A 23,371-nucleotide genomic window follows, 5' to 3' on the forward strand; every position below is an offset into this window, starting at 1 on the left:
GGGAGACGGCATGACCCGCGACCAGGTAATCGAGCGACTGACCGACGTATTGATCGACACGTTCGACGATGACGACCTCGTCTATCGCGACGATCTGACCGCGCGCGACGTGGCCGGATGGGACAGCCTCAGCAACATCCGCTTCATGGTCGCGGTGGAGCAGGCGTTCGGCACGCGGCTGACGATCGCCCAGTGGCAGTCGATGGCGCGGGTCGGCGATCTGGTCGATCTGCTGACCCCTGCCGCCTGACCGCACGCGGCGGGGGCGGCGTGGCGTTCAATTCCTACGGCTATCTGCTGCTGTTCCTGCCGCTGGCGGTGCTGGGCCACTGGATGGCGGTCGCGGCGTTCGGGGTGCGCGCGCGGGCGCCGGTGCTGATCGTCGCGACGCTTGCTTTCTACACGCTGGCGGCGGCTTGGGCGCTGCCGGTCCTGCTCGGATCGGTCGTCGGCAACTGGCTGTTGTCGCGGGTGATCGTCCGCAGTATCGGGGCCACGCGGCATCGCTGGGTGACGTTCGGAGTGGTCGCCAATGTCGCCGTGCTGGTCGGCGTCAAATATGGCGCCTTCCTCGGCAGCAATCTGCCGGCGATCGTCGGCGGCAATGCCTTTCTCGTCACGATCGCCCTGCCGCTCGGTATTTCCTTCTTCACCTTTCAACAGGTCGCGTTCCTCGTCGATACCGCGCGCGAGCGCACCGGATCGGCGAAGCCGCTGTCCTATGCCGCCTCGATCCTGTTCTTCCCGACGATCGTCTCCGGCCCGATCACCTATTTCCGCGAGTTCGCGCCGCAACTGGAAGCACCCGCCGATCGGGCGCGGGTTCCCGCCGATCTGCTCGTCGGGCTTGTCCTGCTGTCGATCGGGCTGTTCAAGAAGGTCGTGATCGCCGACACGCTGGCCTTGTGGGTCGATCCGCTGTTCGCCGGTGCGGCGAGCGGCGAGACGACGGGGGCTGCTGTGGCATGGGGCATGACGCTCGGCTATTTGATGCAGCTCTACTTCGACTTTTCGGGCTATAGCGACATGGCGATCGGTGCCGCGCGGATGATGGGGGTGCGGCTGCCCGCCAATTTCCATTCGCCACTGCGCGTGACCAGTATCATCGACTGGTGGCGGCGGTGGCACATGAGTCTGGGCCGGTTCGTCGGCGACTATATCTTCCAGCCGCTGGCGCTGCCGCTCACCCGTTTCGCCGCGACCCGCCGCATGGGGCGCCAGGCGATGCAGGCGTGGGGCGTATTGCTGCCGACCTTCTGTTCAATGTTCGTGATCGGGGCGTGGCACGGCGGGAACTGGACGTTCATCGTGTTCGGCCTGCTCCACGCCAGCTACATGGTCGTGGCGGAAAGCTGGCGCTTCGCCCGGCGCAAGCGTCGCAAGGGGCGGGTGGCGCGGTGGTGGCACGGCCTGCTCGGCAACCAGTTGACGCTGTTGGCGGTGCTCGTCGCGCTGGTGCCGTTCCGCGCCGTCGACATGACGACCGCGCTGCATCTGTGGCAGTCGATGATCGGCGCCGGACCGGGCGCGGCCAACCTGCCGCTGCTCCCCGCCGCCGGGTGGAGCACGTTCGCCGCGCTTATCGCGCTGGCGCTCGCGATTTGCTGGATGTTGCCCAATTCGATGCAATGGCTCGACCGGTTCGAACCCGTGCTCGATTGGCGCGGCTGGCGCGGGGTGTCGTTGCCGGCGATCCGGTTGACGTGGGCGCCGACCGCCGGCTGGGCGATCGTTACCGCCGTCATGCTGTTCGCCGCGCTGGCGATGATCGCACGCGGATCGGGCAGCTTCGTGTATTTCGGCTATTAATCCCGCGATGACCATCGACACCGCCCCTGAACCGATCGCCCCGCGCCGGGTGTTGCGTATGTCGGCGGTGATGGCCGCGACGATCGTCCTCGCGCTGGGCGCGACGCTGGCGCTGCCGTTCGATCGCTATCTTGCGTGGCAGGCGGCATCGGGCACGCAGATGTTCCATGCGCGTTGGATCTACGAACGCATCGTCTTCGACCGCACGCCGATCGAGGTCGCGGTGATCGGATCGTCACGGCTGGAATCGGGGATCAGTCCCGCCATTCTCTCGGCCGACCTGTCGCGCCGCCTCGGCCGGCCGGTGCCGGTCGCCAATCTGTCGCTGGTGATGCCCGGCCGCGACTTTACCGCCACAACGGTGCGGCTGCTGCTTGAGCATCATCCGGAAGTGCGGCTGATCCTGCTGACCGATGACGGCGACATCGTCAATTCGCACCCGATGTTCCGCGAAACCGCCAGCGCCCGCGACCTGCTGGCCGCGCCGGCGCTGGTGAACGGCAGCTATCTGCCGAACCTGCTGGCGCTGCCGTACCGCAACCTGACCAACGTTGCGCAGCAGGTCTGGCCGGCGGCGTTCGGCATCACCCGCCGGTTCGATTCCGCCGCCTATGCCGGGGCGGGGCTCGACCGCACACTCGGCTACCGCGTGCCGGGTGGCGAATCGATCAACGGCGATCTCCACCGCCCCGCGCCTGAGTTGGCGGCGATGAGCCGCGCGGCGGTCGCGCGGCAGGTGGCGGGGCTGCGCTGGACCCGCTGGCTGCCTGACGACCGGCGGCTGGCGGTCGACCGCCACTATGTCGCGACGATCGCCGCCGATGCACGCGCAAAGGGCGTCCGCGTCGCGTTCCTCAAGCTGCCGCTCTACGGCCCGGTTCAGTCGCCCGGCGACGACCGCGCCTATCGCGCGATCGGCCCGGTATTCGCCTTCCCCGACCTGTCGCGCGATCCGACGCTGTACCAGAGCGCGGCGCACCTCAATCGTCGCGGCGCGGAACAGGCATCGGTGCGGGTGGCGGCGGCGGTCGCGCCGTTGCTGGCGGGGGCGGCACGATGACCGGCGGGATCTGGTTCGCGACGACCCATTCGGCGGCCGGTGGTCTGCGCGAATTGTGGAACGATGTCAGCCAGGGGCTGGCGGCGCGGGGCCACGATGTCGGCTGCTTCGCGCTCTATCCCGCCGAATCATGCCTCGAAGCGCCCGATGACGGGACCCGGCCATGGGAGCATGTCGTGCCATGGCGTCCGGCGGGCGGTCGCGATCTGCCCCGGTTGTTGTTCGCACTGGTCGGCTGGCTGCGGCGACAGCGTCCGGCGGCGGTGGTGACGGCGATGCCGCTCGCCAATGTGCTGATGCCGGTCGCGGTGACGTTGGCGCGGGTGTCGACACGGGTCTATCCGTCGCACCATTCGCCGACCGATACCGATCACGCCGGGATCGACCGGATCGACGACTGGACCGGTTGCCTGCCCTGTGTCGCTTCGGTCATCAGCGTTTCCGACGCGGTCGGGGCGTCGCTCGCCGGGAAACCGGGGTGGCACCGCGCCAAACGGCGGACGATCCACAACGCGCTGCCCGTGGGTGTCGAACGCGCGATCGACGCCGCCCCGCGCACCGGTGGTGACGGACATCATGTCGTCGCGGTCGGCCGGCTGACCGCGCAGAAGAATTATCCGCTGCTCCTTCGCGCGATGGCGCTGGTCGGACAGGCGACGCTGACCATCGTCGGCGGAGGCGAGGACGAAGCGATGCTGCGCGCGCTGGCCGACCGCGAGGGGGTCGCCGACCGCGTCCATTTCACAGGGCAAGTGACGCGCGGCGAAGCGTTGGTCCATGCTGCCGCCGCCGACCTGTTCGTGCAGGTCAGCCTGTTCGAAGGCCATAGCCTCGCGCTGATCGAAGCCGCCCGGTTCGGCCTGCCGCTGATCGTGTCGGACATTCCGGTACAGGTGGAGGGGATTACCGATGCCGCCGGCACGCGCTGCGGCCTGATCGTCCCGCTGGACGATCCCACAGCACTCGCCGCCGCGATCACCCGGGCGCTGGACGATCCGGCGCTCCGTGCCGATCTTACCGCCAAAGCCAGCACGCTCGGCCATGCCGCATCGAACCGGGCGATGATCGATGCCTATGAAGCGCTGCTCGTCCCCGGCCACGCCCTTGCCGACGGACAAGGGGCATGACAAAGCGGGACGGACGGGCGGCAGCGGGCGGGGGCGGCAACGATGGCTGAGGCGGCTTCGGGTTCCGACCGGCCGGATACGCTGACGATCGGCGGCCTGCCGATCGCCCGGCTGACTCGGCCCGAACTTGCCGCGCGGATGAGTGCCGATGTCGCTGCCGCCCGCGCCGGAACGCTCGACCGGCCGCGTATCGTCACTTCGGCCAACGGCAGCGTCGTGGCGTCCTATCACCTCGACCCGGCGTTTCGTCGATCGCTCGACGCCGCCGACATCATTGATGCCGACGGCATGCCGCTGGTGTTCGCCAGCCGGCTGCGATGTCGCCATCCGCTGACCGAGCGGACCGCGACGACCGATTTCCTGCTCGATGCGGCGCAGGCCGCCGCCGAACAGGGCATCCGCTTTTATTTCCTCGGTGCGCGACCGGGGGTGGCGGCGCGCGCGGCGGAGCATCTGCGCAGCCGCTTTCCGGCGCTCCAGATCGTCGGCACGCGATCGGGCTATTTCCCGCCCGACCGGCTGGACGCGATCTGCGATCGCATCGTCGCGGCGCGAACCGACGTGCTGTGGCTCGCGATGGGCAGCCCGTTGCAGGAACGGATCGCGGTCGAGATGCGCGACCGGCTGCCCGGCGTCGCATGGGTCCGTACCTGTGGCGGGCTGTTCGACCATTATGGCGGCGGCGTATCGCGCGCGCCGGCATGGATGCAGGCGGTCGGGCTCGAATGGATCTACCGCGCGGCGCGCGATCCATGGCGGCTGGGGCGGCGTTATCTTGTGACCAGTCCGATTGCCCTCTATCATCTGGCGCTCAAGACTCATGACTGACGAACGGACGACCCCGCGCCGCAGGCCCGCCGGGTCGGGGGATGCGATGCAGCGACGGGACCGAAGTGCGATCCGCTACGACCAGTTCGTAAAGCCCAAGCGCAAACGCTGGCCATGGGTGGTGCTGGGCGCCCTGCTGCTCGTGGCGCTCGCCGCCGGCGCATGGTGGTGGCTGACCCGTCCGGCCGAAGCCGCGCCGACCCCGCCCGCGCTGTCGCAGGCGGGACGGCCGGTGGCGAACGAGGCGTATCAGTGGAAAGCGGTCGCGATCGGTGGCGGCGGCTTCGTCACCGGTCTGTCGCTTGATCCGAAGGGCGAGACGTTCGTCGCGCGCTCGGACGTCTATGGCGCGTATATCTGGGATAAAAAAGCGGATCGCTGGCAACAGCTCGTCACCGCCGCGACGATGCCCGCTGCCGACCGCGTGCAGGACGGGATCGCGACCGGCGTCTATGCGCTGGCGGTCGCGCCATCGCGGTCGCAGCGCATCTATATGGCGGTCGACGGCAAGGTGTATCGCAGCGACGATCGCGGCGCGCATTTCATCCTGACCGGTGCCGGCGGCCCATTCCCGCTGCCATGGGACGCGAACAGCGAATTCCGCCTGCACGGCCCGTTCATGGCGGTCGATCCGGCGAATCCCGATGTGGTGCTGCTCGGCACGCCGCAAAGCGGCCTGTGGCGTTCGGCCAATGCCGGGGCAAGCTGGAGCCGGGTCGGATCGGTGCCGGTCAGCGCCGATCGCAAGCCCGGTCCGGGGCTTCAGGCCCCCGGCACGATGCTCTGGTTCGAACCCGGCGCAAACGGGCGCGTGTTCGCGATGGTCGCCGGGCGGGGCATGTTCGTCTCGGCCGATCGCGGCGCCAGCTTCCGTGCGCTCGCCGCCGCCGGGGCCGCGCCGCTCACCCTCAAGCACGGCACGTTCGATCGCAAGGGCGTGTTCTTCGGCGCGGATGAGGAGACGCAGACGCTCTGGTCACTGCGCGACGGGCAATGGCACAATCTGACCAGCGAAGCGGGCCTGCCGACCAAACGCTATGGCGCAATCGCCGCCAATCCCAATCCCAATGCCGATCAGGTCGTGGTGTTCGATTCGGGCGGCGGCGGCCATCAATCGACCGATGGCGGGCGGACGTGGCGCACGCTGTCGCACACCGCCAGCGCCGGTCCGGGCGATCCGCCGTGGCTGCGGCTGGCCGATCAGGCCTATTTCCCGACCGCCGACGTCCGCTTCGATCCGGTCGTGCCCAATCGGCTGTGGGTCGCGGGCGGCATGGGCGTGTTCCATGCCGACGTGACGCCCGACAGCGTCTCGGCCGACTGGGTCAGCCAGTCGCGTGGGATCGAGGAGATCGTCGCCAACGACATTGTCCAGACGCCGGGCCATGCGCCGTTGTTCGCCGGCTGGGACTTCGGCATTCATATCAAGCCCGATCTGAACGCCTATTCGACGACGTTCCAGCCGGGCGAGCGCACGCTGATCGCCGCGCAGCAGCTCGACTGGTCGCCAGCCGACCCGTCGTTCGTCGTCACCAATGCGTCGGACACGCGGATGAACTGCTGTTCGCAGGACGGCAAGGCAGTGATGGCCGGCTACAGCCGCGACGGCGGCCAGCGCTGGTCGATGTTCGCCAGCCTGCCGACGCCGCCGGGCACGAAGGACAACGATCCGTGGCGCATGTCGTTCGGCACGATCGCGGTATCGTCGGGCGATCCCGACAATATCGTCTGGGCACCCGCGTTCAACCGGACGCCGTTCTACACCACGGACCGCGGCAGTAGCTGGCAGGCGGTCCGCCTGCCCGGTGCCGAGGGCGACAATCCCGGATCGTTCGAACATCAATGGTATCAGCGCAAGACGCTGGCCGCCGACAAGACGACGTCGGGGACCTTCTATCTCTACCACAGCGGCGAAGCGCCCAATCAGGGGCTGGCCGGCCTGTGGCGCAGCCGCGACGGCGGGGCGGAATGGCAGCAGGTATATCAGGGCGAGATCGCGCCGTTCGGCAACGCCGCCGCCAAGCTACGGTCGGTGCCGGGCCATGCCGGCCACCTGTTCTTCACCAACGGCTATGCCGGGGGCGGCGACACCGCGCTTCGCCGCAGCACCGATGGCGGGGCAAGCTGGGCACTGGTGCCGAACGTCACCCGCGTCGACGATGTCGCGTTTGGCAAGGCCGCGACCGGATCGTCTTATCCGACGATCTTCGTGTCGGGGCGGGTCGGCGGCGCCTATGGCATCTGGCGTTCGGTCGACAATGCGGCGAGCTGGCAGCGGCTGGTCGATTTCCCGGTCGGCAGTCTCGATCAGGTGACGGCGATCGGTGCCGATCCCGACGTGTTCGGGCGGGTCTATGTCGGCTACAAGGGGTCGGGTTATATGTGGGGCGAACCCGCTCCCTGCCGCCCGGCGCCGCTCGCCCCGCTGGCGAGCGTACAATGTGCCGCCGTCGGCCGGTGAGGCTGCGGGCATGACCACCGGCGACCGGGCGGTCCCCGCCCGGTATCGCACCGACGTTCAGGGGCTGCGCGCGATCGGCATGGCGCTGGTCGTCATCGGCCATATCTGGCTCGACCGCGTGACCGGCGGGGTCGATGTGTTCTTCGTCGTCTCCGCCTTCTTCATGACCGGTTCGCTAATCGGCCGGGCAGAGCGCGGCGCGGTCGACCCGCCCGGCTTCTGGGCGAGGGTCGCGCTGCGCATCCTGCCGGCGGCGATGGCGGTCGCGTTCCTGACCTTCGTCGCGGGCAGTTTCCTGTTGCCGATCACGCTGTGGAAACCGTTCGCGCTCAACGGCACGATGGCGGTGATCCAGCTCGAAAACCTGCAACTGTTGCGCGAATCCACCGACTATCTGGCGCGCGACACCCCGGCGAGCCCGTTCCAGCAATTCTGGGCACTGTCCACGCAGATGCAGTTCTTCGCGGTCCTGCCGCTGCTGATCCTTGCCTGCGCGCGGATCGGGCGGGGCGGGGGCTATGACCGTCGCGTCCATCTTGCCTGTTTCGGGGTGCTCGGGCTGGCGTCGTTCGCCTTCGCCGTCTGGATATTGGCGCGCAACCCCGCGCCGCATTACTTCAATCCGGCGGCCCGGTTCTGGCAGTTCGCGGTCGGTGCGATACTGGCGGTCGCGGTCGAACGTTGGCGGCCGGGTGACGCCCTCGCCCGCGTCATGGGCTGGACCGGCCTCGCCGCGATCGTCTCGACGGCATGGGTCGTCCCCGTCGGTGCCGCGTTCCCAGGGCTCGCCGCGCTCCTGCCGGTCGGCGGGGCGGCGCTGCTGCTGCTGGCCGGCGGCGACGCGGGGTTGCGCGGGAGCGCGGCGGCGCTGCTGTCGCGGCCGCTCCTGCAACGCGCTGCCGCCATCTCCTTTACTGTCTATCTGTGCCACTGGCCGATCCTGACCTATGCCCAGGAAGTGCTCGGCACGACGCGACTGACCATCGTGCAGGGCGGGGTGGTGATCCTGTTGTCGATCCTGCTGGCGATGGCGCTCAAGCGGATCGTCGAGGACCCGATGCGCCGCATGGGAGACGCCCGCTGGATCACCCGCCGGCGTCCGGCGCTCCGCCCGGTCCTGCTGCTCGCCGCCGCCGGTGCGCTGACCCTGCCGAACCTCGGCTATGCCTATGGCTGGCAGCGTCATTTCGCCGGTGTCGAGGCGCGGTATCTGGCGATGCCGCGTCGTTATGGTCCGCTTCCCGATCCGGCGCGGACCGATCGCCGCCTGCCGCCGGGGATCGACGCGCAACTGGTCGCGATCGGCAATCTGCTGCCCGAACCCTATGGCAACGGCTGCGACGTCAAGGAGCAGTCGGCCGGGGTCGTCGTCTGCGCGGTCGGTTCGCGAAAGCCCGACGCGCCGGTGATCGCGCTGGTCGGCGGATCGCATTCGACCCAATTCTATCCGGCGCTGCGCCATATCGCCGAGCGCCACGGCCTGCGCCTGCTGTCGATCACCAAAAGCGCCTGCCCGATCGACGGCGAGTATAACGGCTTCGCCCGAACCGGATCGTCGGCGGCGAATTGCCGGGCGTGGGCGAAGGCGGCGGTCGCCCGTGTCCGCGCGCTGCGCCCCGCGCTCGTCATCACCACCGCGACCCGGCCCGGCCCCGGCAATCATGGCGACGAACTGCCGCCCGGTTTCGTCGCGGCATGGCGGGAATGGCGTACGGCCGGCATTCCGGTGCTGGCGATCCGCGACAATCCCCGCGCCGAAACCTACCGCGTGCCCGTGTGTATCGATCGCCACCGGACCGATTTCGCCCGCTGCGCGCTCGACCGGGCGTCGCATCTCTCGACCCCCAGTCCGCTCGACGATGCGCCACCGGTCGCCGGGGTCCGCTACCTCGATCTTACCGATCGCCTTTGCACCGCCACGACCTGTCCGGTGCTGATCGACGGCGTCGTCGTCTATCACGACAACAGCCATTTGTCGGTCCCGTTCGTACAGAGACTGGCTCCGGTGCTCTGGCCCGCCATTCACAAGATCCTGCACGACTAAGCGATACTTGGCAGTATTGCGGTGCTGCTCTAGGATCGGATGGGAGGGAAGCGTCTTCCCATAGTCAGCAGGAGGGGCGGGGCGCTGGGCAAGGAACCGACAGGTCTATGGTCGCAGCGTTTCAATCGCGCGATCGATCTGGTGTGCCTGCTCGCGCTGGTCACGGTGGTCGTGACCGTCATCTATGGCCTGTTGCGGCGTGCCGCCTATGAAGGCAGCTATTATGGCGCCGCCGCCATCGCGGTCGTCGGCGCACTGGTGATGCTGATCGCGCTGGCGCAACAGGCGATCGCCGCGCGTGACGCCGCGACGTGGCGCGAAATGGCCGAATGGCAAATCCGCGCCGCCCGGACCAAGCTCGCCGCGCGCGGCGTAGCGACCGGGATCGACGTCGGTCCCGAATCGGCGATCTATTACGAATATCTGGTCGAAGCGTTGATCGAGGACATGCAGCACACCGGCGACGATCTGGGCGATGATGACCGGTAATCCGCATACCCAGTTGGGCGAGACGGTGCCACGCATGGTGGTTCACTGGATCGCTTCGTGCTTCGGCCATTTCCTGATGGTGTTGTTGCCGTTGATCGCGGAATGGCCCTACCGCGTCGATCCGGTGTTCCCGCGCTGGTGGTCGGTGCTGTTGTTCGCCGGCATCACCTCGGTCACGGCGGCGATCATCAACGCCAATCTGCCGGTGACGGCGCGCGAACTCATCAAGAGCGTCGCGCTCGGCTTCGCGCTCAACGCCACCGCCGCCGCGCTGCACTTTACCTGACCGGATCCCATGACGGCTGCCCTGTATCTCGACCTCGCTTGGCTGTTGCCGACGCCCGCCGACCTGCGGGCGCGGATCGCCGCGATCCGGGGTGGTGCGGCACCGGGCGCGGACATCGCCGCGCTCGCCGGCCAGGCGCTGTCGCCCAACCAGCTCGACCGGCTGGGGCGGACGATCGATTCGCTGCGGACCGGCGGCATCCCGCTCGATCCGTTGCTGCCGTTCCGGCTCGGCATCGTCGGCACCGGCACGCTCGACCTGATCGCACTGGCGCTCGTCGCCACCGCCGCCCGGCATGGCTTCGCGCTGGAGATCGTCCGCGCCGATTATGGCCAGGCGATGCAGGACGCGCTCGATCCAGGCTCGGCGCTGAACCGGGCACGGTGCGACGCGGTGCTGATCGCGCTCGACCACCGCGACCTGCCGATCGCCCCGACGCTGGCGGCACGCGAGCGCGCGGCAACCGCTGCCCTCGCCCAGATCGATGCGATCCGCGCCGCGCTGCTCGCCCATGGCGGCGCGCCGAGCATCGTCCAGACGATCGCGCCCCCACCCGAAACGCTGTTTGGCAGCTACGACCGGCGGGTCGCGACCAGCCTGACGCGGACGATCGACGACATCAACGCCGGGCTGGTCGAACGGTTGTCGGGCAGCGGCGACCAGTTGCTCGACGTGGCGGCATTGGCCGCCACGGTCGGGCTGGCGGAATGGCATGCGCCGAACGAATGGCATCTGGCAAAGCTGCCGTTCGCCACCCGCTGCCTGCCGATCTACGCCGATCATGTCGCGCGGCTGCTCGGCGCGATCCGGGGGCGGGCGCGGCGCTGTCTCGTCCTCGATCTCGACAATACGCTGTGGGGCGGGGTGATCGGCGACGACGGGCTCGCCGGTATCCGACTGGGGCAGGGCGATGCCACCGGCGAGGCGTTTCTGGCCATGCAACGCTATGCGCTTCAGTTGCACGAACGCGGCGTGGTGCTGGCGGTATCGTCGAAGAACGACGACGCGATCGCCCGGTCCGCCTTCCGCGCGCATCCCGACATGCTGCTGCGCGAAGAGCATATCGCGGTGTTCCAGGCGAACTGGACCGACAAGGCCGCCAACATCCGCGCCATCGCCGACACGCTGTCGCTGGGGCTCGGATCGTTCGTGCTGGCCGACGACAATCCGGTTGAACGCGCGCTGGTGCGCCGGCTGTTGCCCGACGTGGCGGTGCCCGAGCTGCCCGCCGATCCTGCGCTCTATGTCCGCACGATCGCGGCGGCAGGCTATTTCGAGGCGACCGGTTTTTCCGACGAGGATCGTGGTCGTGCCGCATCTTACCGGGCGAATGCCGATCGCGCGGCGCTGGCGGCGCTGGCGGCGGGGTCGGACGGGCTCGACGCCTATCTCGCCTCGCTCGACATGGTGGTCGGTTTCGCGGCGTTCGACGCGGTCGGGCGCGACCGCATCGTGCAACTGGTCGCCAAGTCCAACCAGTTCAACCTGACGACCCGCCGCTACGACGCCAACGCCATCGCCGCGTTCGAACAGGAAGCGGCGGTGACGTTGCAGGTGCGGTTGCGCGACATGTTCGGCGACACCGGGATGATCGCGGTCGTGATCGTCCGCGCCGCCGCGCCCGATGCGTGGGAAATCGATAGCTGGCTGATGAGCTGCCGGGTGCTCGGTCGTGGCGTCGAACGCGCGGTGCTGGCCGAACTGTGTCGGCAGGCGCGCTCGGCGGGGATCGACTGGCTGGTCGGCGTCTATCGCCCGACCCCGCGCAATGCGCTGGTCCGCGATCATTATGCCAAACTGGGTTTCGATCCCGCCGGCGATGGTCCCGACGGCGAAACCCGCTGGCGCTACCCGACCGATCGCCCGATCGAGGTGCCGCCGATGCGCATCGAACGCTGAAGAGTCGAAAACCGTCTCAAGGCCGCCCGATCACCCAGCGTTCGGTGGCAGGCGACGGGGTGGCGGTCGGCGTCGGCGCTTCGGGGGCGGCGGCGTTGCTGAAGATCACCGGACGCTCGGCCACGGTCACGGCCTTGGGCGGTCCGTCGGCCGTGGCGGTCGGCGTCGCGCTCGGCTCGGCGGCCGGCACGCCGCCCACCGCCGGTTCGTGCCCGGCATAGCGATCGGTGAATGCCGCGCGTGTCCCCTGCACCCCGGGCCAGCGATAGAAGATATGCGCGCCGATCGTCGTGACCTTGGTCAGTGACGCCGCCCAATAGGGGACGACGTAATCGGCATGATAATGCGTCGCCCAACCGACCGGACCATAGACATAGCCGCCCAGCGCCGTCTCCGCGACCAGCCGTGCCCGCGCCCAGCCGGCGGGGCTGCGCGGCCGGGCGAGCGATCCGTCGCACACGAAGCTGAACTGGCACCCCGATCGCCGCGCCGCACCCTGATAGACGACGCCGCAGACGCTGTCGGGATAGGCCGGATGACGGACACGGTTCAGCACCACCTGCGCCACCGCGCGCTGCCCCTCGGTCGGTTCGTTGCCCGCTTCGTAATAGATCGCGTCGGTCAGGCAGTCGACCGAACGGGTGAGATCGAGCGCGGCCGCCGTCGTCCCCGCGAAACCGGTGGCGGCGGGCGTCGCGGGATCGGCGGCGGGGATGGCGGCATTCCACTGCTGCGCCTGTCGCGGATCGAGCGGGCGGAGCGCTTCGGGGGCGAACGGCGCGCGCAGCAACTGTGCGGTCCGCCGGGCAAGGCCGGTCTGGCCGGCCGGCGCGACGCTTCGCGACTCCGGCCACCACCACCATGTCGCGAGCGCGGCACCGACCGCCAGCAGCAACAGCAGGACGATCCGTCCGGTATGCGGCCGTCGGCGCGGTCGCGGCGCAAGCAACCAGTCGAGCGAGGGCTCGTCGGCCGGGCGGGAATCGGGCGCAGGAGAATCCACGGACAGGGCGCTACCGCGCCGCCTGTTCCTCCGCAACTGCGGTTCAGCCCTATCCCGGCTTCGGCAGGCGATGTACCCGATGGTCCACTGACGATCGTTCGAGGTTTCCGCCGATGCTGCTGTCTGCCCTGCTACTCGCCGCAACCGTCCAGATCGGCGACGACTCGCCGATCGGCTTCCTGCGCGCCGGCGACCTCGAAACGCGCTGCCAATCGAACGCGCCGGCCACGGCATCCTACTGCTTCGCCTATGTCACCGGCGTGTACGACACGGTGAAAGCGTATGAGTCATGGCTGAATCTCAAGGAATTCTGCGTGCCGCTTCGCCCGCCGCAGGGCGATCTGCGCCGCGTCTTCCTCGAATATCTCGCGCGCAATCCCGCCTATCGTTCGGGCGAGGCCTCGTCGGTGGTCGTGGTCGCGCTGAAGCAGCGCTATCCCTGCGTCACGGGCAGCACGCCTGCGCTGCCGACACCCAAATAACAGGAGCAAAAATCGTCTGGGCCGCGCGGGCCAGGCCGTTGCGGCCCAGACGACGGTTCCGCTTACAAGGGACGAAGATCGTCGCCGTAAGTGTCACGGAACAGAGCGAAAAACGCCTGCATTTTCTTTCTCCCAGTTGCGCCGAAGCGCATTCGCATGGTTAACACCGAATTAACCAGCACACAAACCGGAATCATGCGGGGCGAACGGTCGTGCGACGTTAACCGTTAGTTCGTCCATTCCGGGCTAATCCCGATGCAGGATGCCGTCGTCGAATGTCCCTTTGTCGGCCACCCGAGCCGCGCCCGAGCCGCCGACCGGTGCATCGGTGGCTTGGCAGCGCCTGCCGACTCCGGCCGGGGCGGATGTCGTGCCGCTATCCCGCACCGGATACCGATTCGTTCTGCTCGTCTTCATCGTGAACTTTCCGGTCGTTCGTCGCCGGGCGGGATTGGCGCAGGGCGAGCGATTGATGGCCTGCATCGCCGATCATCTCGAACGATCGGTCGCCGATGCGACCGTCGCGGTCATCGGCAGCTCGACGATCGAGATCACTTTCGATGTCGAGGACTTTGCGGGCGGCCGCATGCTGCTCGATCACCTGCACCAGGCGCTGGTCCATCCGGTCAGCTTCGATGGCGAATGTCATATCGTCCGTACGGCGATCGGCGGGGCTGGCGGGCCGAAAGCCGACATCGCCGACATCGATCTGATCGAAGCCGCCGAACGCGCCCTGCACGATGCGCGGCTGCGCGGCGGTGATCGCCTCGACGATCTGGGCGATCCGCGATTCGCGATCGATCCGATGGACCTGATGCGCGATCTGCCCGCCGCGATCGCCAATGGCGAAATCTTCCTGCACTATCAGCCCAAATTGCACGTCCGTCGTCAGTGCGTCGCCAGCGCCGAAGCGCTGGTCCGCTGGCGGCATCCGACGCGCGGGCTGATCCTGCCGGGCAGCTTCATCGAAATGGCCGAGCGCTGTCTGGAGATCGCCGGTCTGACGCTCTGGACCTTGCGCCAGGCGGCGGTGGATCAGCGCGCGCTGGCGGCCGAGGGCCATGATTTTCCGCTGTTCGTCAACATCTCGGGCGTGTTGCTGTCCGACGAGGTGTTCGTTGCCGAGGCATGCGACCTGATCCGCGACAGCGGCGCGCAGATCGGGATCGAGATCACCGAAACCGCCGTCATCCGCGATCCCGAAACCGCGATCGCGAACCTCAAACGGCTGGCGACGATCGGCGTCCGACTGGCGATCGATGATTACGGTGCAGGACTGTCGTCGCTGTCCTATCTCAAGCGCCTGCCGGCAGGCGAATTGAAGATCGACAAGTCGTTCGTCACCGAACTGACCAGCAGCAACCGCGATCCGCTGATCGTCCGCTCGACCATCGACCTTGCTCATGCGCTCGACATGGAAGTCACCGCCGAGGGGGTCGAGACGCCGGCCGTCATGGCGTTGCTGAGCGTGATGGGGTGCGACATGGTGCAGGGCTATCTCATCAGCCGCCCGATCGAACTAGACGCACTGCGCCGGTTCCTCGCCGATCGGGCGCATATCGAAACCGTTGCCAGCCCGCGGCTGTCGTTCCGGCGATCCGAAGCAGGCTGGATCGGCCGGTGATGGTTACACCGCCTTAACTTTCACCTGCGAAAACCCCGTCATGCGCCGCCCCGCCCTGGCCCTGCCGGCATTCCTTGTCCTCGCGGTCGTCACCTCGGCCGCGCCGCTGCCGGCTGTCGCCAATCCACAGTTCGACCGGAGGGTCGCGGAATTGCGCGCGAAGGCGGTCAGCGACCCGGAAACGGCGTTGCGCGAAAGCATCGCGCTCGAACGTCTCGCGAGACGCAGTCCGGCCGAATCGGCGACGATCCAGTGGCTCCGCGCCGAAAGCAACGCACGGCTCGGCCGCGACGACGTGGCGCGCCGGCTGGTCGAACAGGGCCTCGACACCGTTCGGGGGCAGCGGACCGCGATCGAAGGCGACCTGCTGCGGACGCGCGGCGACATCGCCACCGACGCGGGCGACGTCGCCTCGGCGCTGGGCGATTATCAGGCCGCGCATCACATCTATGTCGCGCATGGCAACACGCGCAGTCGGGCGCTGGCGCTGACCAGTATCGCCTCGCTCTATCGGCAGGGCGGCGATTTCGAATCGGCGCTGCGCTATCTGGGCGAGGCGGCCGATATTGGCGGCGATCCGACGCTGATGGCGTCGATCTACAACAATCGCGGCAACGTGCTGTCGGAAATGGGCCGCGACCGACAGGCGCTGCGCGACTTCCAACGGGCGCAGACCTTCGTCGGCCGCACCGACAATTCGATGTTCGCCGCGCGCATCTGGGGAAATCTCGCCCGGTCGCAGGTAGCGATCGGCGACTTCGCGGCGGCATGGACCTCGGTGTCGCGCGGCATCGCCATCGCCCGCCGTGGCGATTCGCCGCAGGCCCTTGGTGCGTTGCAGTCGATCTCGGCGCGGATCGCGATGGAACGCGGCGATCGGGCACGCGCGGTCGCGCTGATCGATCGCATCTTCACCGGCGTCGACCTCAAACGCACCTCGCTTGCCGAGCGCGACAATCACCGCAACGCCTATGTCGTCTACGCCGCGGCCGGTGACACCGCCAAGGCGCTCGCCCATCTCGAAGCGCTCAACCGGCTCGACGATCAGGCGACTCAGGTCGCGACCTCAGCCAAGACCGCCTTGATGTCCGCGCGGTTCGATTTCCAGAATCAGGAACTGCGCATCGCCGGATTGAAACAGGCCGAACTGCGCCGCAACGTCGCGTTCGAACGGTCGCGCGCCCGGTTCGAACGGATCCTGTTCGGGATCGGCGCCGGCGCGGTCGCGGTGGTCATCGGGCTGCTCGGCTTCGGCATCTTTACCCTGCGCCGCAGCCGCGACGAGGTGCGCGCCGCCAACACTGAACTCGAACACAGCAATGATGCGCTGGGCCGGGCGCTGGCCGCCAAGACCGAATTTCTGGCGACGACCAGCCATGAGATCCGCACTCCGCTGAACGGCATCCTCGGCATGACGCAGGTGATGCTGGCCGACGGATCGCTGCCACCGGTGGCGCGCGATCGGTTGAGCGTGGTGCAGGGGGCGGGACTGGCGATGCGGGCGCTGGTCGACGATATTCTCGATGTCGCAAAGATGACGACCGGCAAGCTGGCCGTGGCGATCGAACCGACCGATCCCGCCGCCGTGCTGCGCGACGTCGCGCGACTGTGGCGCGCCCAGGCGGAGGAACGCGGGCTGACGTTCGCGCTCGACATCGCCGACCTGCCGCCGTGGATCGAAAGCGATCCGGGACGGCTGCGGCAGATCGTCTATAACCTGTTGTCCAACGCGCTCAAATTCACCGCCGACGGTGGCATCGCGCTGCGCGCCTCGGCGCTGGACGGGCGATTGCGGATCGCCGTTGCCGATACCGGCATCGGCGTGCCCGAGGATCGGCAGCAGGACATCTTCGAATCGTTCCGCCAGGCCGATACCAGTACCACCCGGCGATATGGCGGCACCGGCCTTGGCCTGACCATCTGCCGCAATCTCGCGCAGGCGCTGGGCGGCGACATCCTGCTCGACAGCGCCGTCGGCAGGGGATCGACCTTCACGCTCGACCTGCCGATCGTCGAGGTCGCCGCGCCGGCAGGCGCGACCGAGGTAGCCGAGGGCGAGGAACTGATCGTGATCGAGCCCAATCCGATCGCGCGGGGCAAGATTCGCGGGCTGTTGGGCGGACGGGTCGCCGGTATCCGGTTTGCCGATGGCGTCGGGGACCTGATCGCCGCATTCGGCACCGGTTCGCATCGGTGCGTGCTGATCGATCTGCCCGGACTCGCGACGATCTCGGCCACGCCGGTAGAGGATCTGCGTGCCATCGCGACGGCGGCGCAGGCGGCGGGTATGACCGCGATCGTGTTGGCGGCACCCGATCAGCCGATCGGCGGGGACGAACTATTTTTCACCGTGCTGCGCAAACCCGTTTCTGGAACGAAACTAATTTCGACGGTATTGGGGTCGGTGGACACGGCCCCTCGCGACGGGCCCTTGTGTCCGGCGCAAGGGAGGGCGATAGCGACATTGCATATGCCCGACATTGTTGCTCCCGTTCCGGCTGCCTTGCGGCAAGCGTCATGAACATCCTTTACATAGAGGATGATGCGATGAACCGCCGGGTGGTTCGCGACATGCTCGACGTTGCCGGGGCGACCATGGTGGAGGCGGATGGTGCGGAGGCCGGCTTCGACCGGATCGACCGCGAATCGTTCGATCTGATACTGCTCGACCTGCGCATGCCCGGCATGGACGGTTTCGAGGTGATCCGCAGCATTCGTGGGCGCGACGATGCCAAGCGCGATCTTCCGATCATCGTCGTTACCGCCGATGCGGCTGTCGATCTGTCCGAACGGTGTATCAATGCCGGTGCCGATGAAGTGTTGTTCAAACCGGTGGCGATGGACGCACTGTTCGATGCGATCGGCCGCATCCTCGCGCGCAAGTCCGACGAGGACGAGATGCTGTTCTGACCGGTGGGCCGTCGCGCTTGCCGATCCGTGCCGCTATCGATAGAGGAACGCCGATAACGCCGGGCTATGCTTTAGCGAACCCCGTGCTGTAGCTATGAGAAATTCGGAGTCTGACGGCCTCATGCAGATCATCGTCCGCGATAACAACGTCGATCAGGCCTTGCGCGCGCTGAAAAAGAAGCTCCAGCGCGAGGGCGTGTATCGCGAGATGAAGCTGCGCCGTCATTACGAAAAGCCTTCGGAAAAGCGCGCGCGCCAGCATGCTGCTGCCGTGAGCCGCGCCCGCAAGCTTGACCGCAAGCGCGTGGAGCGCGACAGCGCCCGGTAAGGTGTCGCGGCGTGGACGTTCCGGTTCGCGTCGTTCTTGAATTCAGGTGATGAGGCGGTCGGTTTGATCCGCCGGTTAGGGGTTTCGATGTCGGTTACTGCCGTTCCGCTCCATCCCGTGAAGCGTGGCTATATCGTCTGGCTATGGGTCGGTATCGCGCTGGCGCTGCTATGTGCCGTTGGACTGGCGTGGGCCGGCACGCGCAGCGGCTCGGATTCCTTCCTCGCCTCGAACGCCTCGCGCGCCGGTGTGGTGACGACGGCCAGCGGCCTTCAATATGAAGTGCTGACCAAGGGCAGCGGTCCGACGCCGACCGACGCCGACGTCACGCTCGTCAACTATGTCGGCAAGTTTACCGACGACACGGTCTTCGATCAGAGCCAGCGTCCGACGCCGATGTCGCCCAAGGGCGTCGTGCCGGGCTTCGGCGAGGCGCTCAAGCTGATGCCCAAGGGATCGCGCTACCGCTTCTGGCTCAAGCCCGAACTGGGCTATGGTGCCCCGCGTCCGGCCGGCGCGCCGCCGATGTCGCCACAGATGCAGGAGATGGCGAGCAAGGTGCTGGTGTTCGACGTCGAGATGGTCGACTTCATCCCCGAAACCGTGCTCCAGCAGTTGCAGATGCAGCAGATGATGCAGCAGCAGGGCGGGGGTGCCGGCACGCCGCCTCCGGGGGCGCTGCCGCCGGCTGGACGCTGAGCGCATCGACCGGTTCTTGAACAACGGCGTCGGGAGCAATCCCGGCGCCGTTTTGTTGTAATAACGGTCGGCAGACGACGACCGATATTGTTGCAGCGTCATGATCGCCGGTCGTTCTGCTTCCTTGGACCAAGTCAAACATCGACGATGGTCGGTTGGGACGGTTGGCTTGATTGACGATGTGTTGTATCCGCCCGAGCGGTCACGCCGTATTGAGCGGATGCAGCAAATCCGGCTATGTACTGTCGGGCAGCCAATCGGGGATCCGATTTGGCGGAAAAGGGGCGATGAACGTTATTCCCGGGGGCATACCGTTGGATAAGGTGGCAGGCCGTTCCGGTTCGGGGGGGCGCAGTCGCTGGCAACCGTCGCGCCGGCTGTTGCGGGTCCGCCTCTACGCCGGTCTGGTGCTGCTCGACCTGTTGTGCATCCTGTGCAGCTTCGCCGGGATCGGCTGGGCCTATGAGAACAAGATCCAATCGGTCGCGGTCATCGGGTCGTCGCTCCTGCCGATCTATCTGTTCGCCGCCTTTACCACCGGGGCCTATAATGTCGGCGTCATGGACCGGGTCGGCACCGTCATCGGGCGGGCGATACGGGCGTTCCTGTTCGCGGCGGCGGCGGTCCTGTTCCTCGCGTTCATCCTGAAGGCAAGCGAGGATTTCTCCCGGCTGGTCTTCGCGCTCGGCGTGGCGATCGGCGTCCTGACGCTGGCCACGGCGCGCTATGTGTTCCTGCGCCGTGTTGCGCATATCCTCGGCGGAAATCCCTACAACATCGTCATGATTTGTGACGAGGGGCATATGCCGGTCGGGCGGAGCGTTTCGATGGTGCTGGCGACCTCGGCGTTCGATGCCGCCGGGCACGACCCAGAGATGTACGATCGCCTCGCCCGTGCGCTCGAACAGGTCGATCGGGTGATCGTCGCCTGCAGCGTCGCCAATCGCGAGAAATGGGTTCATCTGCTGCAAGGCGCGAACGTCCAGGCGGAGATCGTCATGGACGAGCTTCAGCCGTTCGGTCCGCGTGGCCTCGGCCGGTTCGGCGGCAGCCCGACGCTGGTCGTCGCGCATGGCCCGATGAGCCCGCAGGGGCGACTGCTCAAGCGATTGTTCGACATCCTCTTCGCCGGCGGCACGCTGTTGCTGCTGTTGCCGGTGTTCCTGCTAGTCGCGGCGGCGGTGAAGCTTGAATCGCGTGGGCCGGTGTTCTTCGTCCAGACCCGCATCGGCCGCGCCAATCGCCAGTTCCGTATCCGCAAGTTCCGCAGCATGCGCGTCGAACAGAGCGACTCGGCCGGCGCACGATCGGCGGCGCGCGACGACAACCGCATCACTCGTGTCGGCGCGTTCATCCGCCGCACCAGCATCGATGAGCTTCCGCAGTTGATGAACGTGCTCGACGGGACGATGAGCATCGTCGGCCCGCGCCCGCACGCTCTCGGCTCGCGCGCCGAGGACAAGCTGTTCTGGGAGATCGACGGACGCTATTGGCATCGTCATGCGGTAAAGCCGGGGCTGACCGGTCTGGCGCAGGTGCGTGGCTATCGCGGCGCGACCAATGTCGAGAGCGATCTGACCAACCGCCTCCACTCCGACCTTGAATATCTCGATAACTGGACGATCTGGCGCGATCTCGTCATCATCCTCAAGACGTTCGGCGTGGTCGTTCACCGGAATGCCTTCTGAACGTCGCCTCTGCCGCGTGACGCGGTTGCGCCGGTCACTGGCCTGCGCGGCGATGCTCGCCTTGGTGCCGCTTGACGGTTCGGCGATCGCGGCGACCGACCGGGCCACGCTGGAACAGTTGCGGCGCGGCGACGTCCGCCTGGCGGCGATCGGCCATCGTCTGGCGACGGGCAACGCCGTCCTGTGCAACGACCGGGTGCCGGCGATCGGGCTGGTCGTGCATGCGATCGACCAATATTCCGCCGACGAACAGGGTGATGCCCGCGCGATATTCGGCTTCGACACCGCCGTTGCGATCGAGGGCGTGGTGCCGGGCAGCGCGGCGGCGCGTGCCGGCATCCGTCCCGACGAATCGATCGTCAGCGTGAACGATCGGCCAATTCCCAGATCCGATGGCGCAGAGCACGTCCACACCCGCGATTCGTTCGTCGCGCTGCTCGACGCTCAGCCAGTCGACCGGCCGTTGCGCCTGACGCTGCGCCGGGCGGGGCGCGACCGGGCGGTCGTCGTCCCGCCGTCGCCCGGTTGCCGCAGCTATTTCGAGCTACGCCCCGGTCCCGCGCTCGACGCCAGCGCCGATGGCGCACAGGTGCAGATCTCCGGTGCCTTTCTCGACCGGTTCAGCGACGATCAGGTGGCGGTCGTCGTCGCGCACGAACTGGCGCACAACATTCTGCGGCATCGTCGCCGGCTGGATGCGGCCGGCATAAGCCGGGGCGTCTTCCGCGAATTCGGACGCAACGGCCGCCTGTTCCGCGCGACCGAGGACGAGGCGGACCGGCTGAGCGTGTATCTGCTCCGCAACGCCGGCTGGGACCCAGGACTTGCCGTCCGCTTCTGGCAGGGGCCGGGGGCACGGATTGCGGGCGGCATCTTTTATAGCAGGACGCATTCCTCTCCCGCCCGGCGCGCCGAACTGATCGCGCAGGAGATTGCCGCCTTGCCAGCCGGCGCGCCGATTCCCTATCGCCCACCGCTGCTTGCACGGCAGGATGCGCCGTTGCAGTGAATCACGCGCCGGCCGGTTGGGGGGCTAACGCGATCTACGGCGCACAAAAAAATAGCGGCCCGAAGGCCGCTATTCTCCACTCCGGCTTTCGCCGAAACGATTAGTTGCTGTCCGAATCGTCGTCGCTGTCAGCGACAACGACGATGCCGACGACAACAGCGGCTGCTGCGAGCAGCGCGACGATGATGCCGCCGCCAGCCAGCTCGTTCTTGTCAGCGGTCGTGCCCGACGCACGTGCCGACTTCGCAACCGACAGGCTCGAAGCAACGTTGGCCGGGGCCGCAACGGCCGGGGCAACTGCCATCGAAGCGGCAGCGGCGGCGAGGATGATCTTACCGAAACCCATAATCTACTCCCTTCACGCTCAATTTGCCGCTCACTCACACAAAAGGATGTGTTTGGCAAGCGGTACGATCACAATCCGAAACGCCGGTTCCCGATTGTTGCCGACAGGTCGCAATGTCCTGTGGAAGTCATCCCTAGCACGGGTTTGTGACTTTTCACACATGCCATCGTAATAATCTGCCGCATTGCACAACGGTCAAACGTTCTGAACGATCCATCTATCGCGTTCGCCGAGGCCAAGCGCGGTCAATACGCCGGTGCGATAGGCGCCGGTGTCGATACCGATACGATTGTCGCGAAATTCGGGTTCTTCGGTAACGGTATGACCATGGACGATGATTTTTTCATGCGGTCTGGCATGTTCGAGGAAGGGCGATCGCATCCAGCGCAGATCTGATGGCCGCTGCCGGTCGATCGGAATATTGGGACGGATGCCCGCATGGACGAACGCATAATCCCCGCGAACGACGAAATCCTCGCCCGCCGCCAGAAAATCGCGATGCGATTGCGGTACGCAGCGTACCAACAATGCGTGGAGTTCGTCGAAATCGGCCAGATCATAGTCCGCTTCGCTGACGCCATAGCTCAGCATCGTCTCGCGTCCGCCGATTCGCGCGAACAACCGCAAGGCCTCGCGATCGCCCTCGAGCGCCGACAGCATCACTTCCTCGTGATTGCCCATCAGGAATGCGGCGTCGATCCCGCTGTCGGCCAGCGTGCGACACCGCTCGACCACCCCCGCCGAATCGGGACCGCGATCGACGAGGTCGCCGAGAAACACGATCAGCCGGTCGGCCTGTCCCCGCGCGGTATCGTCGGTCATGATTCGGTCGAGCAGGACGTCGAGCTCACGCCGCATCCCGTGGACGTCGCCGATCGCATAGATTCGCGTGCCCTCGGGCGTGATCGACGCGGGCGTCGTGCGTTTTGGTTGGCCGAACAGACGTTTGAACATGCAATTCCCGTGCAACCTCGATAGCCGCCGCAGATAGGTTGTGCCGGCCGGAGCGGCAATGGCCGTCCGCCACGAGTCATCGCGATTTCCGGTGCAATGCAGCGATCCGCGCGATATGGCGCGGTTCATCCGGATCCATCGACAACAGCGATCAAGGCACGACCCCATGACCATTCAGCGCGTTCGCAAGGCAGTCTTTCCCGTGGCGGGTCTTGGCACCCGGTTTCTGCCGGCGACCAAGGCGATGCCCAAGGAAATGCTGACCGTCGTCGACAAGCCGCTGATCCAGTATGCGGTCGAGGAAGCGCTGGAGGCGGGGATCGAG

At 67.2% G+C, this 23,371-nt stretch carries 22 protein-coding genes; 19 read left to right on the forward strand and 3 right to left on the reverse strand.

Annotation, left to right across the window (positions count from 1 at the left end; translation table 11 throughout):
• Positions 1-10: 10 nt before the first annotated feature.
• From ASG37_RS09245 to ASG37_RS09290, 10 genes are all read left to right on the forward strand, one after another.
• Positions 11-250, forward strand: a complete 240-nt coding sequence (locus ASG37_RS09245) for an acyl carrier protein (protein WP_055758579.1) — start codon at positions 11-13, stop codon at positions 248-250.
• Positions 251-270: 20 nt separating this feature from the next.
• The gene (locus tag ASG37_RS09250; RefSeq protein ID WP_055758581.1) at positions 271-1,809 is read left to right on the forward strand and encodes an MBOAT family O-acyltransferase; all 1,539 of its coding nucleotides are present in this window, start codon (positions 271-273) and stop codon (positions 1,807-1,809) included.
• A 7-nt stretch (positions 1,810-1,816) separates the two neighbouring features.
• On the forward strand, positions 1,817-2,869 hold the full coding sequence (locus ASG37_RS09255; protein ID WP_055758584.1) for a hypothetical protein: 1,053 nt from the start codon (positions 1,817-1,819) through the stop codon (positions 2,867-2,869).
• Positions 2,866-3,996, forward strand: coding sequence for a glycosyltransferase family 4 protein (locus ASG37_RS09260; protein WP_055758587.1), 1,131 nt, complete (start codon positions 2,866-2,868; stop codon positions 3,994-3,996). Before ASG37_RS09255 ends, ASG37_RS09260 begins: the two co-directional genes overlap by 4 nt.
• 42 nt (positions 3,997-4,038) lie before the next feature.
• Positions 4,039-4,824 (forward strand): WecB/TagA/CpsF family glycosyltransferase, encoded by a 786-nt coding sequence (locus ASG37_RS09265; RefSeq protein ID WP_156349086.1) that lies wholly within the window; start codon positions 4,039-4,041, stop codon positions 4,822-4,824.
• Positions 4,817-7,285, forward strand: a complete 2,469-nt coding sequence (locus tag ASG37_RS09270) for a sialidase family protein (protein ID WP_235525164.1) — start codon at positions 4,817-4,819, stop codon at positions 7,283-7,285. The genes ASG37_RS09265 and ASG37_RS09270 overlap by 8 nt, the downstream gene beginning before the upstream one ends.
• Positions 7,286-7,295: 10 nt before the next feature.
• Positions 7,296-9,329: an acyltransferase family protein gene (locus tag ASG37_RS09275; RefSeq protein WP_057687643.1), complete on the forward strand. Its 2,034-nt coding sequence runs from the start codon at positions 7,296-7,298 to the stop codon at positions 9,327-9,329.
• Between the two features lie 141 nt (positions 9,330-9,470).
• Complete coding sequence (locus ASG37_RS09280; protein WP_055758594.1) at positions 9,471-9,818, forward strand: hypothetical protein; 348 nt, start codon at positions 9,471-9,473, stop codon at positions 9,816-9,818.
• Positions 9,805-10,104, forward strand: a complete 300-nt coding sequence (locus ASG37_RS09285; RefSeq protein ID WP_055758597.1) for a hypothetical protein — start codon at positions 9,805-9,807, stop codon at positions 10,102-10,104. Before ASG37_RS09280 ends, ASG37_RS09285 begins: the two co-directional genes overlap by 14 nt.
• Before the next feature lie 9 nt (positions 10,105-10,113).
• Entirely contained in the window at positions 10,114-12,003 is a 1,890-nt protein-coding gene (locus ASG37_RS09290) for an HAD-IIIC family phosphatase (protein WP_055758600.1), read from the forward strand.
• Between the two features lie 16 nt (positions 12,004-12,019).
• Here ASG37_RS09290 and ASG37_RS09295 read toward each other — a convergent pair whose 3' ends face one another.
• Positions 12,020-13,006 carry a cell wall hydrolase gene (locus ASG37_RS09295; protein ID WP_235525165.1) on the reverse strand — a complete coding sequence of 329 codons (987 nt, stop codon included), beginning with the start codon at positions 13,004-13,006 and terminating at the stop codon, positions 12,020-12,022.
• A 113-nt stretch (positions 13,007-13,119) separates the two neighbouring features.
• Between ASG37_RS09295 and ASG37_RS18045 the strand changes: the two genes are divergently transcribed.
• From ASG37_RS18045 to ASG37_RS09335, 8 genes are all read left to right on the forward strand, one after another.
• Complete coding sequence (locus ASG37_RS18045) at positions 13,120-13,488, forward strand: Rap1a/Tai family immunity protein (RefSeq protein WP_055758605.1); 369 nt, start codon at positions 13,120-13,122, stop codon at positions 13,486-13,488.
• 283 nt (positions 13,489-13,771) lie between these two features.
• Entirely contained in the window at positions 13,772-15,112 is a 1,341-nt protein-coding gene (locus ASG37_RS09305) for an EAL domain-containing protein (RefSeq protein WP_235525166.1), read from the forward strand.
• A 40-nt stretch (positions 15,113-15,152) separates the two neighbouring features.
• On the forward strand, positions 15,153-17,633 hold the full coding sequence (locus ASG37_RS09310) for an ATP-binding protein (RefSeq protein WP_055758608.1): 2,481 nt from the start codon (positions 15,153-15,155) through the stop codon (positions 17,631-17,633).
• Positions 17,630-18,022: a response regulator gene (locus tag ASG37_RS09315; protein ID WP_055758611.1), complete on the forward strand. Its 393-nt coding sequence runs from the start codon at positions 17,630-17,632 to the stop codon at positions 18,020-18,022. Before ASG37_RS09310 ends, ASG37_RS09315 begins: the two co-directional genes overlap by 4 nt.
• Positions 18,023-18,143: 121 nt before the next feature.
• On the forward strand, positions 18,144-18,350 hold the full coding sequence (rpsU, locus tag ASG37_RS09320; RefSeq protein WP_055758614.1) for a 30S ribosomal protein S21: 207 nt from the start codon (positions 18,144-18,146) through the stop codon (positions 18,348-18,350).
• An 87-nt stretch (positions 18,351-18,437) separates the two neighbouring features.
• The gene (locus ASG37_RS09325; protein ID WP_055758616.1) at positions 18,438-19,049 is read left to right on the forward strand and encodes an FKBP-type peptidyl-prolyl cis-trans isomerase; all 612 of its coding nucleotides are present in this window, start codon (positions 18,438-18,440) and stop codon (positions 19,047-19,049) included.
• Positions 19,050-19,372: 323 nt separating this feature from the next.
• The gene (locus tag ASG37_RS09330) at positions 19,373-20,737 is read left to right on the forward strand and encodes an exopolysaccharide biosynthesis polyprenyl glycosylphosphotransferase (RefSeq protein WP_162233459.1); all 1,365 of its coding nucleotides are present in this window, start codon (positions 19,373-19,375) and stop codon (positions 20,735-20,737) included.
• Between the two features lie 16 nt (positions 20,738-20,753).
• Positions 20,754-21,746 carry a M48 family metallopeptidase gene (locus ASG37_RS09335; protein WP_156349088.1) on the forward strand — a complete coding sequence of 331 codons (993 nt, stop codon included), beginning with the start codon at positions 20,754-20,756 and terminating at the stop codon, positions 21,744-21,746.
• Between the two features lie 100 nt (positions 21,747-21,846).
• Here ASG37_RS09335 and ASG37_RS09340 read toward each other — a convergent pair whose 3' ends face one another.
• On the reverse strand, positions 21,847-22,092 hold the full coding sequence (locus ASG37_RS09340; RefSeq protein WP_055758625.1) for a hypothetical protein: 246 nt from the start codon (positions 22,090-22,092) through the stop codon (positions 21,847-21,849).
• 195 nt (positions 22,093-22,287) lie between these two features.
• On the reverse strand, positions 22,288-23,046 hold the full coding sequence (locus ASG37_RS09345; RefSeq protein WP_055758627.1) for a metallophosphoesterase family protein: 759 nt from the start codon (positions 23,044-23,046) through the stop codon (positions 22,288-22,290).
• Between the two features lie 166 nt (positions 23,047-23,212).
• Between ASG37_RS09345 and ASG37_RS09350 the strand changes: the two genes are divergently transcribed.
• Positions 23,213-23,371, forward strand: a 159-nt coding sequence (locus ASG37_RS09350) for a sugar phosphate nucleotidyltransferase (RefSeq protein WP_321163614.1), incomplete at its 3' end; no start/stop codon positions are given.

The sequence above is a fragment of the Sphingomonas sp. Leaf407 genome, from assembly GCF_001425385.1.
Lineage (GTDB): Bacteria > Pseudomonadota > Alphaproteobacteria > Sphingomonadales > Sphingomonadaceae > Sphingomonas.

What these genes read in the sequence shown, in the direction of transcription:
- ASG37_RS09245 (WP_055758579.1), top strand. Translation starts at nt 11, where the DNA reads ATGACCCGCGACCAGGTAATCGAGCGACTGACCGACGTATTGATCGAC.
- rpsU (WP_055758614.1), top strand. Translation starts at nt 18,144, where the DNA reads ATGCAGATCATCGTCCGCGATAACAACGTCGATCAGGCCTTGCGCGCG.
- ASG37_RS18045 (WP_055758605.1), top strand. Translation starts at nt 13,120, where the DNA reads ATGCTGCTGTCTGCCCTGCTACTCGCCGCAACCGTCCAGATCGGCGAC.
- ASG37_RS09260 (WP_055758587.1), top strand. Translation starts at nt 2,866, where the DNA reads ATGACCGGCGGGATCTGGTTCGCGACGACCCATTCGGCGGCCGGTGGT.
- ASG37_RS09325 (WP_055758616.1), top strand. Translation starts at nt 18,438, where the DNA reads ATGTCGGTTACTGCCGTTCCGCTCCATCCCGTGAAGCGTGGCTATATC.
- ASG37_RS09310 (WP_055758608.1), top strand. Translation starts at nt 15,153, where the DNA reads ATGCGCCGCCCCGCCCTGGCCCTGCCGGCATTCCTTGTCCTCGCGGTC.
- ASG37_RS09265 (WP_156349086.1), top strand. Translation starts at nt 4,039, where the DNA reads ATGGCTGAGGCGGCTTCGGGTTCCGACCGGCCGGATACGCTGACGATC.
- ASG37_RS09290 (WP_055758600.1), top strand. Translation starts at nt 10,114, where the DNA reads ATGACGGCTGCCCTGTATCTCGACCTCGCTTGGCTGTTGCCGACGCCC.
- ASG37_RS09270 (WP_235525164.1), top strand. Translation starts at nt 4,817, where the DNA reads ATGACTGACGAACGGACGACCCCGCGCCGCAGGCCCGCCGGGTCGGGG.
- ASG37_RS09255 (WP_055758584.1), top strand. Translation starts at nt 1,817, where the DNA reads ATGACCATCGACACCGCCCCTGAACCGATCGCCCCGCGCCGGGTGTTG.
- ASG37_RS09315 (WP_055758611.1), top strand. Translation starts at nt 17,630, where the DNA reads ATGAACATCCTTTACATAGAGGATGATGCGATGAACCGCCGGGTGGTT.
- ASG37_RS09285 (WP_055758597.1), top strand. Translation starts at nt 9,805, where the DNA reads ATGATGACCGGTAATCCGCATACCCAGTTGGGCGAGACGGTGCCACGC.
- ASG37_RS09345 (WP_055758627.1), bottom strand. Translation starts at nt 23,046, where the DNA reads ATGTTCAAACGTCTGTTCGGCCAACCAAAACGCACGACGCCCGCGTCG.
- ASG37_RS09275 (WP_057687643.1), top strand. Translation starts at nt 7,296, where the DNA reads ATGACCACCGGCGACCGGGCGGTCCCCGCCCGGTATCGCACCGACGTT.
- ASG37_RS09340 (WP_055758625.1), bottom strand. Translation starts at nt 22,092, where the DNA reads ATGGGTTTCGGTAAGATCATCCTCGCCGCCGCTGCCGCTTCGATGGCA.